A 16,475-nucleotide genomic window follows, 5' to 3' on the forward strand; every position below is an offset into this window, starting at 1 on the left:
ACGGAAAGCCTGCGGCAGGATGGATGCACCTGGTACGTGCGCCTCAGTCGCGCCCGTACCGAAGACAACCGCTGGAGACGCCCGGTGAGTTCCCCAGATCCGCAGGTTCGCGCAGCGCGAAACCATACAGACCGCCCGTCGCCCGACCACGGTCCCGCGACCACGGCGCGGCGCGCCGACGGGACGACCGCCGTGCGCGGGCCCGTCGTGGCGGTCACCGGCGCGGCCGCCGGGATCGGCGCCATGCTCACCGAGCGGCTCGCGGCCGCCGAGGAGATCAAGCAGGTCATCGCCATCGACGAGCGGCGCGGGGAGTGCGATGCCGCGCAGTGGCACATCCTGGACGTGCGCGACCCGGCGATCGCGGACAAGCTGCGGGGCGCGGACGTCGTGGTGCACCTCGCGCTCGACCTCGACCTGGAGACCGACCCGGCGGCCCGCACCGCCTACAACGTCCGGGGCACGCAGACCGTGCTGACCGCCGCCGCGGCGGCCGGAGTGCACCGGGTCGTGCTGTGCACCTCGGCGATGGTCTACGGGGCGCTGCCGGAGAACGAGCTGCCCCTGTCGGAGGACGCCGAGCTGCGGGCGACGGCCGAGGCCACCGGCGTCGGGGACCTGCTGGAGATCGAGCGGCTGGCCCGGCGCGCCCCCCGCGCGCATCCGGGGCTGAACGTGACCGTGGTGCGGCCCGCGGTGCTGGTGGGAGGCACCGACACCGCGCTGACCCGGTACTTCGAGTCGCCCCGCCTGCTCGTGGTCGCCGGATCGCGTCCGGCCTGGCAGTTCTGCCACGTCGAGGACCTGTGCGCCGCCCTGGAGTACGCCGTCCTGGAGAAGGTGGACGGGGAACTGGCGGTCGGCTGCGACGGATGGCTGGAGCAGGAGGAGGTCGAGGAGCTGACCGGGATCCGGCGGATGGAACTGCCGTCGGCGGTCGCCCTGGGCGCCGCCGCCCGGCTGCACCGGATCGGCCTCACCCCGTCCCCGGCGGGCGACCTGGCGTACACGATGTACCCCTGGGTGGTCAGCGGCAGCCGGCTGCACGACGCCGGGTGGCGGCCCCGCTGGACCAACGAGGAGGTGCTGGCGGAGCTGCTGGCGGAGGTCTCCGGGCGGCACACGGTCGCCGGACGCCGGCTGGGACGCAAGGACGCCACGGCCGCGGGCGCGGCGGGGGCGACGGTGGCCCTGCTGGGCGCCGCCGCGGTGGTGCGGCGGGCCCGCAAGGCCCGCCGCAGGTGAGATCCGGGGGCACCTGGCGAGGGGCTCCGTGAGCGGCCGCGTGCCGCCCACCCCGTAGCTCCGTGAGCGGCCGCGTGCCGCCCGGCCTGTAGGAGGCTCCAAGCCATCCCGCGCGCGAGCCTGGTGAAAGTCGTATTCCGGTGGGGCGGGGGTGTGCGGCACGATGGGGGCATGGCACCCACGAACGATCACCCCGGTGAGCAGGCGGCTCAGGACCCCATCAAGCTGATCGGCGTCCGGGAGACCCCGCTCTCCGTGGACGAGGTGTTCGCGGCCGTCGGGGACGACGCCGCGGGCGGTGTCGCGCTGTTCGTGGGGACGGTGCGCAACCACGACGGGGGCGCCGACGTCGACGCGCTCGGGTACTCCTGCCATCCGAGCGCCGAGGCGGAGATGCGGCGGATCGCCGAGAAGGTCGCCGCCGAGTTCCCGGTGCGGGCGCTGGCCGCCGTCCACCGGGTGGGGGACCTCCGGGTCGGGGACCTCGCCGTCGTCGTCGGCGTGTCGTGCCCCCATCGGGGTGAGGCGTTCGAGGCCTGCCGCAGGCTCATCGACGACCTGAAGCACGAGGTGCCCATCTGGAAGCACCAGCGGTTCTCCGACGGGACCGAGGAATGGGTCGGCGCCTGCTGACCGCCGTCACCGTCGGCCCACCGGCCCGCCCGGTTGCGTAACCACCCCCCTCGCGTGAGCGTTGTCAGTGCGGATGGTTAATCTGCTGATCAGTCAGTCGCGGACGCTCATGGGGTTGGGAGGTCGGCATGGCGGCGCTCGCCTGGTTGCTGATTCCGCTGGTTGCCGCGGTCGCGGCCGGACTGTGGGGGAGTTGGGCCAATCGGACCCGGAGAATCCGCAGCGACGGTCCCGAGCTGGACGGCTACGCGCGGTTCCGCGAGGCCATGGAGAAGAAGTCCCACTCCGGCGCCCCCGGCGCCTGAGGATTGGTGCCCTGACGGTGCGCTGACAGAGGCGTCCCGTACTGTCGTGGCATGCCACGCCGCACCGCGACGATGCTCGCCTCCACCCTGATGCTGATCGCGCTCCTGTGCGCGGGTGTGCTCATCCCCGTGCCGTACGCGGAGATGTCTCCCGGGCCGACCGTGAACACGCTCGGGGAGCACGACGGCGAGCCGGTGCTGCAGATCTCCGGCCACAAGACGTACGCGACGGACGGTCACCTGAACATGACCACCGTCCGCGTCACCAGCGCCGACTTCCGGATGAACCTGGTGGAGGCCGTCTACGGCTGGCTGGCGCACGACAGCAAGATCGTGCCGCACGACACCCTCTACCCGGACGGCAAGACCGAGCAGCAGTCCACCCAGGAGAACGCCGAGGAGTTCAGCCAGTCCCAGGAGAGCGCCAAGGTCGCCGCCTTGAAGGAACTGGGCGTCCCCGTGAAGTCCTGGGTGATCGTCTCCACCGTCGTCAAGGGCTCCCCGGCCGAGGGCCGGCTGCACGCGGGCGACGTGATCAAGGCCGTGGACGGGACGGCCGTCGGGCAGCCGTCCGACGTCGCCCGGTTCGTCACCCGGCACAAGCCCGGCCAGAAGGTCGTCTTCACCGTCGTCCCGGCCAAGGAACAGGCCGCCGCCGAGAAGCAGCACAGGACGGCGGCGAAGACCCGGGACGTCGCCCTCACGACGGCGACCTCCCACGACAGCGGCGCCCGGCGCGCCATCGTCGGGATCTCCGCCGGGACCGACCACACCTTCCCGTTCAGCATCGACATCAAGCTCGCCGACGTCGGCGGGCCCAGCGCCGGACTGATGTTCGCGCTCGGCATCTACGACAAGCTCACCCCGGGCAGCCTCACCGGCGGGAACTTCGTCGCCGGCACCGGCACCATCGACGACAGGGGGACCGTCGGGCCGATCGGCGGCATCGAGATGAAGACCGTCGGCGCCCGCAACAAGGGCGCCCGGTACTTCCTCACCCCCGCCGACAACTGCGCGGCAGCCGCCAAGGACACCCCGAGCGGGCTCACGCTCGTCAAGGTGAAGACCATCGGCGACGCGCTCGGCGCCCTGAAGGACATCCGCGGCGGCGACACCGCCGCCCTGCCGAAGTGCACCGCCAAGAGCTGACCGGCGGCCCCGGGACACGGCTGGGGGCGCCCCCGATCACCGGGAGCGCCCCCATCGCCGTACCGGGGTGATCAGTCCGCGAAGGTCGCCGCCAGCGCCTCGGCCAGGCCCGGCACCAGCTCCGGCCCCGTCAGGACCTCCGTCGAGGAGTCCTTCTCGCGCAGGCGCAGCGCCGACTCGCGGCCGCCGTCGCGCAGCACCGCCACCGTCATACGGACCTCCTGGCGCTCGGGGTGCTCCGCCACCCACTTCGCCAGCTTGGCCTCGCTCAGGCCCTTCGGCACCTGCGCCTCGGCGGACGGCGGCAGCATCAGGCGCTCCACGGTGAGCGCGCAGCCCACCACCGCGTCCGGCCAGGCGATGGTGCCGAGGAACTCGTCGAGCGCCTTGTCCGCCGGAACCTCGTCCTGCTCGATCGGGGTGAGGCCGGCCGCCTCGGACTCGTCGTCGAGGCCGAGCTGGGTGGCGAGCGAGGGTTCCTGGGCCCGCAGTCGTGCGGTGTCTACGAGGGCGAAGAGGCGGGCGGGCTGGTCCCAGCCGAGGCCGGAGGCGTACTCGTCGATCTCGAGTACGGCCCGGGTGAGCGGGTTCGCTGCCATGGGAGTGTTGGACATGGTCACAATCCTGCCTCGTTCCCGGGCGGAATCGGGAACCGAGTGAACCGTGAGTAAGTTGCATAGGTGTGGCCCGCGATCACGGGGGGCCTCGGCCGACCCGTGAGAACGGGGGCCTGACGTATCGACAGCGAACTTCGAGGTGCGCACCTTGGCTTTCCAGATGCCGGACCGCGGCGGAGGCCCGACGGGGCCACGGATCAGAGCGGGACGCCCGTCCCGGCGGGCCCGGGCCCTGCTCATGACGCTGGGCGTCCTCGCCGTCCTCGGCATGGTGTTCACCATGTTCGCGGGCTTCTGGACGGACTGGCTGTGGTACCGGTCGGTGCACTACTCGTCCGTGTTCACCACCACGCTGTGGACCAAGATCGGGCTGTTCTTCGTCTTCGGGCTGCTGATGGCCGTCGCCGTCGGCCTCAACATCTGGCTGGCCCACCGGCTGCGGCCCCCGCTGAGCGCCATGTCCATGGAGCAGCAGAGCCTCGACCGCTACCGGATGGGCATCGCGCCGTACAAGACCTGGCTGCTGCTCGCCGTCGCCTGTCTCGTCGGTCTGATCGCCGGTGCCTCCGCGGCCGGACAGTGGCGCACCTGGCTGATGTGGGTCAACGGCGTGCCCTTCCACCAGAAGGACCCGCAGTTCCACCTCGACGTCTCCTTCTACGCCTTCGACCTGCCCTGGTACCGGTTCCTGCTCGGCTTCGGCTTCGCCACCGCGATCCTGTGCCTGATCGCCGCCGCGCTCACCCACTACCTGTACGGCGGGCTGCGCGTCACGAGTCCGGGCGCGCGCGCCACCGCCGCCGCGACCGGGCACCTGTCGGTGCTCCTCGGCATCTTCGTGGCGCTGAAGGCGGTCGCCTACTGGCTCGACCGGTACGGGCTCGCCGTCAAATCCAGCGACTTCAAGGCGACCGGCAACTGGACCGGCCTGCGCTACGTCGACGCCAACGCCTACCTGCCGGCCAAGACGATCCTGTTCTGCATCGCCGTCATCTGCGCGCTGCTGTTCTTCGCCACCCTGTGGCGGCGCACCTGGCAGCTTCCGGTCATCGGTTTCGGCCTGATGGTCCTCTCCGCGGTCCTGATCGGCGGCCTGTACCCGGCCATCGTGCAGAAGTTCCAGGTGCAGCCCAACGAGCAGGCCAAGGAAGCCCCGTACGTCCAGAAGAACCTGGAGGCGACCCGCGAGGCCTACGGGATCGACGACACCAAGGTCACCGAGTACGCCGGCAAGTCCACCACCGCGGACAAGACCGAGCTGCGCGACAGGGTCGGCGACACGGCGAGCATCCGCATCATGGACCCGAACGTCGTCTCGCCGACGTTCCAGCAGCTGCAGCAGATCAAGGGCTACTACGGGTTCCCGGCCAACCTCGACGTCGACCGGTACGCCAAGGACGGCAAGGAGCAGGACACCGTCATCGGCCTGCGTGAGCTGAACCTGGGCGGCATCCCCAAGAACAACTGGATCAACGACCACTTCCGCTACACGCACGGCTACGGCGCGGTCGCCGCCAAGGGCACCGAGGCCGACTCCGAGGGCCGCCCGGTCTTCACCGAGAAGAACCTGCCGTCCGAGGGCTCCCTCGGCAGCTACAAGCAGCAGATCTACTACGGTGAGAAGACCACCACGTACTCGATCGTCGGCGGCCCCCAGAAGGAGGTCGACTACTCCGACAACGAGCGCGAGAAGACCACCAGCTACCAGGGCAGGAGCGGGGTCAACCTCGACAGCCCGGTCAACCGGGCCGCGTACGCGGTGGCGTTCAACGAGCCGCAGATCCTCTACTCGGGCGCGATCGGCAAGGGCTCGCGGATCCTGTACAACCGCACCCCCAAGGAGCGCGTCGAGGCGGTGGCTCCCTGGCTGACCATCGACGGTGACGCCTACCCGGCCGTGGTGAACCACCGCATCCAGTGGATCGTCGACGCGTACACGACCACCAACGGCTATCCGTACGCGTCCCGTACGACGCTCGGTGACACGACGGCCGACTCGCTGACCGCGACGAACAACTCCCGCGCGGTGGTGGCCCAGCAGAACCAGGTCAACTACATCCGCAACTCCGTGAAGGCGACCGTCGACGCGTACACCGGCGAGGTCAAGCTCTACCAGTGGGACACCGCGGACCCCGTGCTGAAGACCTGGATGAAGGCCTTCCCCGGGACGGTCCAGCCGCGCGCGGACATCTCCGGGGACCTGATGCAGCATCTGCGCTACCCGCAGGACCTGTTCAAGGTCCAGCGCGAGCTGCTCACCCGCTACCACGTGACCGACGCGCAGACCTTCCTCAGCGGCAGCGAGGTGTGGGAGGTGCCCGACGACCCGTCGAACGACTCCGGCAACGCGGTGCCGCCGTACTACCTGAGCATGAAGATGCCGGACCAGAGTGCCCAGGCGTTCTCGCTGACGACGACGTTCACACCGAACGGGCGGGACAACCTCAGCGCCTTCATGGCCGTCGACTCCGACCCGGGCACGAGCGACTACGGCAAGATCAGAGTCCTCAAGCTGCCGGCGAGCACCACCGTCTACGGTCCCAAGCAGGTGCAGAGCCAGTTCAACTCGGAGTCGGACATCGCCGAGACCATCAGCCTGCTGAGCAGAGGCCACTCCAAGGTCGAGTACGGCAACCTGCTGACGGTGCCCCTGGACGGAGGACTGCTCTACGCGGAGCCCGTCTACGTCCGTGGTGGCTCGCTGAAGTACCCCCTGCTGCGCAAGGTGCTGGTCACCTACGAGGGCAGGACCGCCTTCGAGAACACCCTGGACGAGGCGCTGAACAAGGTGTTCGGGGTCGAGGGTTCGACCACACCGCCGAAGACCGGGGACAACCCGCCCGACACCGGCGACCCGACGGTCAGGCAGGCGCTCGACGACGCCCAGAAGGCGTTCGAGGCCGGGCAGGAGGCCCTGCAGAAGCCGAAGCCGGACTGGTCGGCGTACGCCAAGGCGCAGGACGATCTCGAGGCCGCGCTGAAGCGGGCCGAGGAGGCGCAGGCCAAGGCCGACAAGGCCGCAGGTGGCGACAAGAGCGGGGGCGGCGGCAAGAGCTGATCAAGACCACCCCGCGCCGTGATACGGTTGCTGAACAACGGCGCGGGGTGGAGCAGCTCGGTAGCTCGCTGGGCTCATAACCCAGAGGTCGCAGGTTCAAATCCTGTCCCCGCTACTGAAGACGAAGGCCCGGATTCCTTACAGGGATCCGGGCCTTCGTGGTGTGCGAACTCATGTACAGATCGGGAGGACGGCCGCGCCGCCGTGGGGAGTTGGGCTGTCTGTGTTTGACTTATCTCTCTGTGGGCATGTCGACAAAACGCTGAAGTGACCTCACGGGCTGCGGTATACCGGGTGTACCCAGGTTGCAGGTGGTGCGACGATGGACGTTATGGGGGACAAGGCAACTCTGTTCGAGACAGGGCGATTTGTGCAGTCTCCGGGTGAGGGGGCGACCCGGGATGAAATGGGCGACACGGGCGACACGGCCGAGGACGCGCGCCTCCGGCTCGCCGCGCGGACCGGCGACACCGAGGCGATGAGCGTCCTCGGTGCCATGCTCCTGCGCGGCGGCGACCTCGACGGAGCCGAGCCCCACCTGCGTGCAGCCACCGCGGCCGGCGACCGCGCCGCCGCCAACAACCTGGGTGTCCTGCTGCACCAGCGCGGCTATGCCGAGGAGGCCGCCGGCTGGTGGCGGATCGCCGCGGTGGCCGGTTCGGCCGCCGCCGCGCACGCGCTCGGCCGCCACCACCGCGAGCGCGGGGACGAGCCCGCCGCCGAGTACTGGCTGCGCCAGTCCGCCGAGCAGGGCCACGCCCTGGGCGCCTACGCGCTCGCCGACCTGCTGGAGCACCGGGGGGACGCCGCGGCCGGGGACTGGATGCGGGCCGCCGCCGAACGCGGGCACCGCGAGGCCGCCTACCGGCTGGCGCGCGCGCTCGACCGGAAGGCCGGCGCCGAGGAGGAGGGCGGGTCCGACAACGCTGTCGAGGAGACCGAGCAGTGGTACCGCCAGGCCGCGGCCCGCGGTCACCGGCGGGCCGCGCTGCACCTCGGGGCGATCCTGGAGAAGCGCGGGGACCTCAAGGAGGCCGGGCGCTGGTACCTGACCTCCGCCAAGGACGGGGAGGCCCGGGCCGCCTGCGCGCTGGGCTTCCTGCTGCGCGACGCCGGGGACACCGAGAGCGCCGCCGTGTGGTGGCTCAGGGCCGCCCAGGACGGCGACGGCAACGCGGCCAACGCGCTGGGCGCGCTGCACGCCGAGCGCGGCGAGACGCAGACCGCCGAGCGCTGGTACCGGGCCGCGCTGGACGCCGGGGACGACAACGGGGCCTACAACCTCGGGCTGCTCTGCGCCGAGCAGGGCCGGACCGCGCAGGCCGAGCAGTGGTACCGGCGGGCGGCGTACGCGGGGCACCGGGAGGCGGCGAACGCGCTGGCCATCCTGCTGCTCCAGGGCGACGACCCGGCCGGAGCGGAGCCCTGGTTCTCCAAGGCCGCCGAGGCCGGCAGCGTGGACGCCGCGTTCAACCTGGGCATCCTGCACGCCGGGCGGGGCACGGACGAGGACGCCGATGTCGCGCTGCGCTGGTACGAGCGCGCGGCCGCCGCCGGGCACACCGAGGCCGCCCTACAGGTCGGGATGGCCCGGCTGCGCGAGGGCGACGAGCAGGGGGCCGAGCGGCACCTGCGCTGCGCGGCAGGCGGCGGCAACCCCGAGGCGGCCTACCGGCTCGCGACCCTGCTGGACGCGCGGCGGCCCCCGGAGCCGGCCCACGAACTGGGTGAGGTCGTGCACGAGAAGACCGAGTGCGAGGAGTGGTACGAGCGGGCGGCCACCCAGGGGCACCGCCGTGCCCAGGTCCGGGTGGGCATGCTCGCCGCGGCCCGGGGCGACGTGGTCGAGGCCGCGCGGTGGTACCGGGCGGCGGCCGAGGCCGGATCGCGCAACGGGGCGTTCAACCTGGGCCTGCTGCTGGCCCGGGAGGGCAGCGAGCCCGAGGCGGCGGTGTGGTGGACTCGGGCCGCCGACGCCGGGCACGGCCGGGCGGCGCTCCGGCTGGCCCTGGTCTACGCGCGTCGTGGTGAGCTGGCGGAAGGGCAGAGGTGGGCCGACCGCGCGGTGGCGCTGGGGCCCGCGGAGGTGTCCGAGCGGGCGGGCCGGCTGCGGGACGCCCTGCGCGAGGAGCTCTCGGCGTGACCTGGCCACTCGCCGGCAATGGATTTGCTTCCGCGGGCTTCCCTCCCGTAGTGTCGTGTTCACCGACGCGGGGTGGAGCAGCTCGGTAGCTCGCTGGGCTCATAACCCAGAGGTCGCAGGTTCAAATCCTGTCCCCGCTACTGAAGGCCGAGGGCCGGAATCCAGAAATGGGTTCCGGCCCTCGGTCGTTTGCGCCACCCGTTTCCGCTTCCCCGGTGCGAGCGCGCGAAAAAGGAGAGGGGCCGCGGCCCCTCTCCTCACCTGTCCGGTGTCACTCGTCCCGCGTCACGCACCCGCGCAGTTCGGGCACAGGCCCCGGTACGTCACCTCGACGTCCGACACCGTGAAGCCGAAGCGCTCGGTGTCGGGGAGGTCGGCGAGCGGGTTGCCCGTGGGGTGCACGTCACGGATCGCGCCGCACCGGGCGCAGACCAGGTGGTGGTGCGGCCGGTGCGCGTTCGGGTCGTAGCGCTTGGCGCGCTTGTCCGTCGTGACCTCGATCACCTCGCCGAGGGTCACCAGCTCGCCCAGCGTGTTGTAGACGGTCGCCCGGGAGATCTCCGGCAGCTTCGTGACGGCCCGCGCATGGACCTCGTCGGCCGTCATGTGGACGTGATCGCCGTCGAGAACCTCGGCCACCACGCGTCGCTGTGCGGTCATCCGCCATCCGCGTCCGCGCAGCCGTTCCAGTAGGTCGCTCATGGAAGCAGCGTAACAGCAAGAGGACCAGATCCCGAACAGGTGTGACTTTGGAATCACATTTGACTTGGACAATGTCCAATGTAGGATCGAAGCTAGTTTTGACCGGTGGACAGGACCGGTCGGGAGTGACGCAGGAGGCGCACGTGACCCAGGGACCGCTCACCACGGAGGCCGGTGCACCGGTGGCCGACAACCAGAACAGTGAGACCGCAGGCGTCGGCGGCCCGGTGCTCGTGCAGGACCAGCTGCTCCTGGAGAAGCTGGCCCACTTCAACCGCGAGCGCATCCCGGAGCGCGTCGTGCACGCCCGGGGCGCGGGGGCGTACGGCACCTTCACGGTGACCGCCGACGTCACCCCGTACACCCGGGCCGCGTTCCTCTCCGAGGCCGGCAAGGAGACCGAGACCTTCCTGCGCTTCTCGACCGTGGCCGGGAACCTGGGTGCGGCGGACGCGGTCCGCGACCCGCGCGGCTTCGCGCTGAAGTTCTACACCGAGGAGGGCAACTACGACCTCGTCGGCAACAACACCCCGGTGTTCTTCATCCGCGACGCGATCAAGTTCCCGGACTTCATCCACACCCAGAAGCGCGACCCGTACACCGGTTCCACGGAGGCGGACAACGTCTGGGACTTCTGGGGCCTGAGCCCGGAGAGCACCCACCAGGTCACCTGGCTGTTCGGCGACCGCGGCATCCCGGCGTCGTACCGGCACATGGACGGCTTCGGCTCGCACACCTACCAGTGGAACAACAAGGCCGGCGAGGTCTTCTGGGTCAAGTACCACTTCAAGACCGACCAGGGGATCAGGAACCTCACCGCCGCGGAGGCCGAGGTCCTGGCGGGCAAGGACCCCGACTCCCACCAGCGCGACCTGCGCGAGGCGATCGAGCGCGGCGAGTTCCCGAGCTGGACCGTGGGCGTGCAGATCATGCCGGCGGCGGACGCGGCGACGTACCGCTTCAACCCGTTCGACCTGACCAAGGTGTGGCCGCACGCGGACTACCCGGTCATGGAGATCGGCAGGCTGGAGCTGAACCGCAATCCGCGGAACGTCTTCGCCGAGGTCGAGCAGTCGGTCTTCAGCCCCGCGCACTTCGTGCCCGGCATCGGCCCGTCCCCGGACAAGATGCTCCAGGGCCGCCTGTTCGCGTACGGCGACGCGCACCGCTACCGCGTCGGCGTCAACGCCGACCACCTGCCGGTGAACCGCCCGCACGCCGCCGAGGCGCGCACCAACTCCCGGGACGGCCACCTGTACGACGGCCGGCACGGCGGTGCGAGGAACTACGAGCCGAACAGCTTCGGGGGACCGGGGCAGACCGGCCGGCCGCTGTGGCAGCCGTTCGACGGCTTCACCGCGGGCACCGGCGGCCACCCGACGCCGCGGCACGCCGAGGACGACGACTTCGTGCAGGCGGGCGACCTCTACCGGCTGATGTCGGAGGAGGAGAAGGAGCGACTGGTCGCCAACCTGGCCGGGGCGGTCTCCCAGGTGTCGCGCGAGGACATCGCCGTGCGCGCGATCGGCAACTTCCGCGAAGCCGACGCCGACTTCGGCAAGCGGCTGGAGGCCACGGTGCGGGCGCTGCGCGGCTGAGCCGCCCTCGGCGGGCCGGGCGCCGGCCGGGGCGGGCCGGACCCCCAGGGGGTCCGGCCCGCCCTTGTGTGCTCAGAGCGCCGGTGCGGGCTCCCGGGCCGGGACCCAGCAGCGGATGATGTCGCGGACCGACACGATGCCGACGGGCTCGCCGCGGTCGAGGACCACCAGGTGCCGGAAACCGCCGCGGGTCATGGCCCGGGCCGCCTCCTGGAGGGTCCAGGTCGGGGTGGCGAAGACGACGTCGGTGGTGGTGTGGGCGTGGGTGCGTTCCGTGTCCGGGTTCTGGCCGAGGCCGACGGAGTTGAGGATGTCGCGTTCGGTGAGGATGCCGACGCCGCCGGCGTCGGGGTCGAGGACCACGGCGGCGCCGACGTGGCGGGCGGACATCAGGGCGGCTGCCTGACGCAGGGTGTGGGCGGGGCCGACGGTGAGGATCACCGTGCTCATGGCGTCTCGGACGATCATGGAATGAGGCCACCTCCTAGGAATCCATGGCGTTGTGCACGGATTCACAAATTCACAAGTGGGGGTCGACCTCAGAGTGCCCGGTAAAGAGCGGGTCAACAAGAGGGCGCGCGCGGCCAGTTGAGGGCGTGCGCGGAACTGGCCGGGCCGTCAGGGGCGCCGGCGCCGGTCCAGATGGTCCAGCAGGACGTCGTGCAGCAGGCCGTTGGAGGCCGCCGCGTTGCCGCTGTGCGGGCCCGGACGGCCGTCGAGCCCGGTGAAGGTGCCGCCGGCCTCGGTGACGATGATCGCGTTCGCCGCCATGTCCCACAGGGACAGCTCCGGCTCGGCGCAGATGTCGACGGAGCCCTCCGCGACCATCATGTAGGGCCAGAAGTCGCCGTACGCGCGCGTGCGCCACACCTCGCGGGTCAGGTCGAGGAAGCCGTCCAGCCGGCTCTGCTCCTCCCAGCCGGAGAGCGAGGAGTACGCGAAGGACGCGTCGGCCAGCTCGCCGACGTGGGAGACGTGGATGCGGGACGCGGAGGTCAGACTGCGGCCCGTGAAGGCGCCGTGGTCCTTCGCGGCCCACCAGCGGCGGCCGAGGGCGGGTGCGGAGACGAGGCCGACGACCGGGTGGTAGCCGCCCTCGCCCGCTTCCATCAGCGAGATGAGGGTGGCCCAGACCGGGACGCCCCGGACGTAGTTCTTCGTGCCGTCGATCGGGTCGATCACCCAGCGGCGCGGCCCCGTGCCCTCGACGCCGAACTCCTCACCGAGGACGGCGTCCCGTGGCCGGGCTCGCTTGAGGTGGCCGCGGATGAGTTCCTCCGCCGCCTTGTCCGCCTCGCTGACCGGCGTCATGTCCGGCTTCGTCTCCACCTTCAGGTCGAGCGCCTTGAAGCGGTCCATGGTGGTGGCGTCGGCCGCGTCCGCGAGTACGTGGGCGAGTCGGAGGTCGTCGAGGTAGTCCGGCATGCCTCGAACCGTATCTGCCATGGACGCCCCGGGGCCACAAGGGCCCGGACCGGGCGGGGCGCGACGGTGGCCCGCGCACCCTTGACAGTGCGTGGGAGCGCGTCAAATCTGGGCGCAGAGTTGTCCGCCCCAGGGAGGCGATGATGCCTGCGGCCCGGGAATCCCTACTGGACGCCGCCGCCACGGCGCTCGCGCGCCGGCCGTGGACCGCGGTGCGGATGGTCGACGTGGCCGCGGCGGCCGGGGTGTCCCGGCAGACGCTGTACAACGAGTTCGGGAGCAAGGAGGGGCTGGCCAGAGCGCTGGTGCGGCGGGAGGCCGACGGATATCTCGCCGGGGTGGAACGGGCCCTCGCCGCGCACACCGACCCCCGCGACCGGCTGACCGCCACCGCCGAGTGGATGGCGTCGGCGGCCCGGGACAGCGCGCTGGTACGGGCCCTGCTCACCGGGTGCTGGAGCGAGCGCCTGCCCGCGCCGGCGCTCGCCGCCGTGCGCTCCTCCTCCGTCGTACCCGCGCAGCGCCGGGCGGACGGGCCGCTGCCCTCGCCCGGCGACTTCGTGCGGCTGGTCCGGGACCGCGCGGTCACCGTGCTGGCCGGGCCCGCCGCCGCCACGGAGCACACCGCCGACCTGACCCGCTCCTGCGAACTGGCCGTGCGCCTCGCCCTGTCCTGCGTCGCGGCACCACCGGAGGAGGACGGCGTGGCGGAACTGGTGCGCGGCGTCCTGGGGCGTCACCTGGTCTGAATCGCGTCCTGGCGGCCGGACGGCCGGGCGCCGTCCCGGCCCGAGGGCGCCGACGGCGGGCCGGCGGGAGGACGTCAGTGCGCCGAGCCCGACAACTGGAGACCGATCACGCCGATGATGACGAAGGAGATCGAGACGATCTTCAGGGTCGACACCAGGTCGCCGAGGAAGACCATGCCGTAGATCGCGGTGCCCGCCGCGCCGATCCCGGTCCACACGGCGTACGCGGGGCCGACGTCGAGTTTCTTCAGGGACAGGGTCAGCAGGCCGAAGCTGCCCAGGGCGAAGGAGGCGAAGGCGATCGTGGGCCACAGCCGGGTGAACCCGTGCGAGAGCTTGAGGCACACGGCGAAACCGGTCTCCAGAATCCCGGCCACTATGACCAGCAGCCACGCCATGTGCGGTCCTCCCGTAGGTCCGGATCTCCGGCTCGGTGCGATTATGCACTTACCGAACGCGACCCCCGGCAAACCCCGCGGCCCTCAGTCGCCGTCCCTGCGGTCCCGCGTGGCCAGCAGCCGGCGCAGCGAGTAGAGCCGCGCCGGATCGGCGTGACCCTCCTCGACGAACGCGTCCAGCGCGCAGTCCGGCTCGTCGTGGCTGCACGCGCGCGGGCAGCCCTCGGTGCCCGGCTCCAGGTCCGGGAAGGCGAGGATCACCCGGGAGGGATCGATGTGCGCCAGGCCGAAGGAGCGCACCCCCGGGGTGTCGACGACCCATTCGTCCGCCCCGGCGAGGGGCAGGGCGAGGGCGGAGGTGGTGGTGTGGCGGCCGCGGCCCGTCACCGCGTTGACATGGCCGGTCGTGCGCCGCAGGTCCGCCGGGACGAGCGCGTTGACCAGGGTCGTCTTGCCCACGCCCGAGTGGCCCACGAACGCGGTGATCCGGCCTTCCAGGTACTCGCGCACCCGGTCGGCGGCGTCGCCGTTCTCCAGTTCCTCCCGGCTGGTGACGACGTACGGGATGTCGAGCGCGCCGTACAGCTCCAGCAGTTTGTCCGGCGGGGCCAGGTCGGACTTCGTCATCACCAGCAGCGGCTCCAGGCCGCCGTCGTAGGCCGCCACCAGGCAGCGGTCGATCAGGCGCGGGCGCGGCTCGGGGTCGGCGAGGGCCGTGACGATCGCCAGTTGGTCGGCGTTGGCGACGACCACCCGCTCGTAGGGGTCGTCGTCGTCCGCGGTGCGGCGCAGCACCGAGGTGCGCTCCTCGATGCGCACGATCCGCGCGAGGGTGTCCTTCTTGCCGGACAGATCGCCGACCAGTGCCACCCGGTCGCCCACGACGGCCGCCTTGCGGCCCAGCTCCCGGGCCTTCATCGCCAGCACGGTCCGGCCCTCGACCAGGCAGGTAAGGCGGCCCCGGTCGACGGTGAGGACCATGCCCTCGGCCGCTTCCTCGTGCTTGGGCCGGATGTTGGTGCGCGGCCGGTTGCCCTTGCGGTTGGGGCGGCTGCGGATGTCGTCCTCGTCGGTGTGCTTGCCGTAGCGGCGCATGATCCCAGTCCGCCCGTCAGTTCCCCAGCATCCCGGTCCACAGCTCGGGGAAGTCCGGCAGGGTCTTCGCCGTCGTCGCCACGTTCTCGATCCGCACACCTTCGACCGCCAGGCCGATGATCGCACCGGCGGTGGCCATGCGGTGGTCCTCGTAGGTGTGGAACACCCCGCCGTGCAGCGGGCGCGGGCGGATGTGCAGGCCGTCGGCCGTCTCGGTGACGTCGCCGCCGAGCTCGTTGATCTCCTTGGTGAGCGCGGCCAGCCGGTCCGTCTCGTGCAGCCGCAGATGGGCCACGCCCCGCAGGGTCGAGGGGGAGTCGGCGAGCGCGGCGACCGCGGCGATGCCCGGGGTCAGCTCGCCGACGTCGCTCAGGTCGACGTCGATGCCGTGCACGGCGCCCGAGCCGGTGAACACCAGCCCGAACTCGGTCAGCTCGCAGGAGCCGCCCATCTCGGTGAAGATCTCGCGCAGCCGGTCACCCGGCTGGGTGGTCCGCTCCGGCCAGTCCGGGATCAGCACCTTGCCGCCCGTGACCAGGGCCGCGGCCAGGAACGGCTGGGCGTTGGACAGGTCCGGCTCGATCGTCAGGTCCCGGCCGAGCAGCGCACCCGGCGTCACCCGCCACACGTTCGGCTCGCCGCCCGACTCCGGGGTGTCCACCTGGGCGCCGACCGCGCGCAGCATGTCCACGGTCATCCGGATGTGCGGCAGGGAGGGCAGGGAGGCCCCGGTGTGCCGGACCTCGACACCCTGGTTGAAGCGCGGGCCGGACAGCAGCAGCGCGGAGACGAACTGGGAGGACGAGGAGGCGTCGATCGACACCGGACCGCCGTCCAGCGCCCCGGCGCCGTGCACGGTCAGCGGCAGCGCGCCCCGGCCGTCGTCGTCGATCCGGGCGCCGAGCACCCGCAGCGCGTCGATCACGCCGTTGAGGGGCCGCTCGTACGACCGCGGGTCCCCGTCGAACCGGATCGGGCCGTCGGCCAGCGCGGCCACCGGCGGCAGGAAGCGCATCACCGTGCCGGCGTTGCCGACGTCGACCGTGGCCGGACCGTGCAGGCCGGTGGGCAGCACGCGCCAGGCCTCACCGGAGCCGTCCGGGCCGCCCGCGACGGAGGAGCTGGACGACACGGTCTCCTCGATCTCCACGCCCATGGCCCGCAGCGCGCCGGCCATCAGCAGGGTGTCGCGGGAGCGCAGCGGACGGCGCAGCCAGCCGGGCTCGGAGGCGAGGGCGGCCAGCACGAGGGCTCGGTTGGTGACCGACTTGGACCCGGGCACGTGGACCGTCGCGTCGACGGCTCCGCTCGCGTGCGGGGCGGGCCAGAGGGCGGGAGGGGCGGTGTTCGGGGCCATG

At 71.7% G+C, this 16,475-nt stretch carries 15 protein-coding genes and 2 tRNA genes; 10 read left to right on the forward strand and 7 right to left on the reverse strand.

Features of this window, described 5'->3' with window-relative positions:
* Positions 1–84: 84 nt before the first annotated feature.
* The 4 genes from ACWCPN_RS14620 to ACWCPN_RS14635 all read left to right on the forward strand — a co-directional run bounded on the left by ACWCPN_RS14620 (position 85) and on the right by ACWCPN_RS14635 (position 3,332).
* A complete protein-coding gene (locus tag ACWCPN_RS14620; protein WP_199211920.1) occupies positions 85–1,245 on the forward strand; it encodes an NAD-dependent epimerase/dehydratase family protein in 1,161 nt (386 codons plus the stop codon).
* 171 nt (positions 1,246–1,416) lie between these two features.
* A complete protein-coding gene (locus ACWCPN_RS14625) occupies positions 1,417–1,878 on the forward strand; it encodes a molybdenum cofactor biosynthesis protein MoaE (RefSeq protein WP_199211921.1) in 462 nt (153 codons plus the stop codon).
* A 128-nt stretch (positions 1,879–2,006) separates the two neighbouring features.
* Positions 2,007–2,183, forward strand: a complete 177-nt coding sequence (locus ACWCPN_RS14630; RefSeq protein ID WP_199211922.1) for a hypothetical protein — start codon at positions 2,007–2,009, stop codon at positions 2,181–2,183.
* 51 nt (positions 2,184–2,234) lie between these two features.
* Positions 2,235–3,332: a YlbL family protein gene (locus tag ACWCPN_RS14635; RefSeq protein WP_451205565.1), complete on the forward strand. Its 1,098-nt coding sequence runs from the start codon at positions 2,235–2,237 to the stop codon at positions 3,330–3,332.
* 71 nt (positions 3,333–3,403) lie between these two features.
* Here the strand turns inward: ACWCPN_RS14635 and ACWCPN_RS14640 are convergent, their stop codons facing one another.
* Positions 3,404–3,946 carry a PPA1309 family protein gene (locus tag ACWCPN_RS14640; RefSeq protein ID WP_199211924.1) on the reverse strand — a complete coding sequence of 181 codons (543 nt, stop codon included), beginning with the start codon at positions 3,944–3,946 and terminating at the stop codon, positions 3,404–3,406.
* A gap of 163 nt (positions 3,947–4,109) precedes the next feature.
* Between ACWCPN_RS14640 and ACWCPN_RS14645 the strand changes: the two genes are divergently transcribed.
* From ACWCPN_RS14645 to ACWCPN_RS14660, 4 genes are all read left to right on the forward strand, one after another.
* Complete coding sequence (locus ACWCPN_RS14645; RefSeq protein WP_451206040.1) at positions 4,110–7,007, forward strand: UPF0182 family membrane protein; 2,898 nt, start codon at positions 4,110–4,112, stop codon at positions 7,005–7,007.
* Positions 7,008–7,048: 41 nt separating this feature from the next.
* Positions 7,049–7,122 (forward strand) — tRNA-Met (locus ACWCPN_RS14650).
* A 207-nt stretch (positions 7,123–7,329) separates the two neighbouring features.
* A complete protein-coding gene (locus ACWCPN_RS14655; RefSeq protein WP_451205568.1) occupies positions 7,330–9,150 on the forward strand; it encodes a tetratricopeptide repeat protein in 1,821 nt (606 codons plus the stop codon).
* A 66-nt stretch (positions 9,151–9,216) separates the two neighbouring features.
* Positions 9,217–9,290 (forward strand) — tRNA-Met (locus tag ACWCPN_RS14660).
* Between the two features lie 145 nt (positions 9,291–9,435).
* Here the strand turns inward: ACWCPN_RS14660 and ACWCPN_RS14665 are convergent.
* Positions 9,436–9,852 (reverse strand): Fur family transcriptional regulator, encoded by a 417-nt coding sequence (locus ACWCPN_RS14665; protein ID WP_451205571.1) that lies wholly within the window; start codon positions 9,850–9,852, stop codon positions 9,436–9,438.
* Positions 9,853–9,995: 143 nt separating this feature from the next.
* Between ACWCPN_RS14665 and ACWCPN_RS14670 the strand changes: the two genes are divergently transcribed.
* Positions 9,996–11,450 (forward strand): catalase, encoded by a 1,455-nt coding sequence (locus ACWCPN_RS14670; RefSeq protein WP_451205574.1) that lies wholly within the window; start codon positions 9,996–9,998, stop codon positions 11,448–11,450.
* A gap of 72 nt (positions 11,451–11,522) precedes the next feature.
* Here ACWCPN_RS14670 and ACWCPN_RS14675 read toward each other — a convergent pair whose 3' ends face one another.
* Together ACWCPN_RS14675 and hisN are read right to left on the reverse strand one after the other, a co-directional pair.
* On the reverse strand, positions 11,523–11,918 hold the full coding sequence (locus ACWCPN_RS14675; RefSeq protein WP_451205578.1) for a CBS domain-containing protein: 396 nt from the start codon (positions 11,916–11,918) through the stop codon (positions 11,523–11,525).
* A gap of 150 nt (positions 11,919–12,068) precedes the next feature.
* Positions 12,069–12,875: a histidinol-phosphatase gene (gene hisN / locus ACWCPN_RS14680; protein ID WP_451205581.1), complete on the reverse strand. Its 807-nt coding sequence runs from the start codon at positions 12,873–12,875 to the stop codon at positions 12,069–12,071.
* 143 nt (positions 12,876–13,018) lie between these two features.
* Between hisN and ACWCPN_RS14685 the strand changes: the two genes are divergently transcribed.
* Positions 13,019–13,624: a TetR/AcrR family transcriptional regulator gene (locus ACWCPN_RS14685; RefSeq protein ID WP_451206042.1), complete on the forward strand. Its 606-nt coding sequence runs from the start codon at positions 13,019–13,021 to the stop codon at positions 13,622–13,624.
* Positions 13,625–13,698: 74 nt separating this feature from the next.
* Here the strand turns inward: ACWCPN_RS14685 and ACWCPN_RS14690 are convergent, their stop codons facing one another.
* The 3 genes from ACWCPN_RS14690 to aroA form a co-directional block, all read right to left on the reverse strand.
* The gene (locus tag ACWCPN_RS14690; RefSeq protein WP_358927546.1) at positions 13,699–14,022 is read right to left on the reverse strand and encodes a DMT family transporter; all 324 of its coding nucleotides are present in this window, start codon (positions 14,020–14,022) and stop codon (positions 13,699–13,701) included.
* 84 nt (positions 14,023–14,106) lie between these two features.
* A complete protein-coding gene (gene rsgA, locus ACWCPN_RS14695) occupies positions 14,107–15,117 on the reverse strand; it encodes a ribosome small subunit-dependent GTPase A (protein WP_451205585.1) in 1,011 nt (336 codons plus the stop codon).
* 16 nt (positions 15,118–15,133) lie between these two features.
* Entirely contained in the window at positions 15,134–16,474 is a 1,341-nt protein-coding gene (aroA, locus tag ACWCPN_RS14700; protein ID WP_451205588.1) for a 3-phosphoshikimate 1-carboxyvinyltransferase, read from the reverse strand.
* Position 16,475 lies beyond the last annotated feature (1 nt).

It is taken from the genome of Streptomyces sp. NPDC002386, assembly GCF_053593175.1.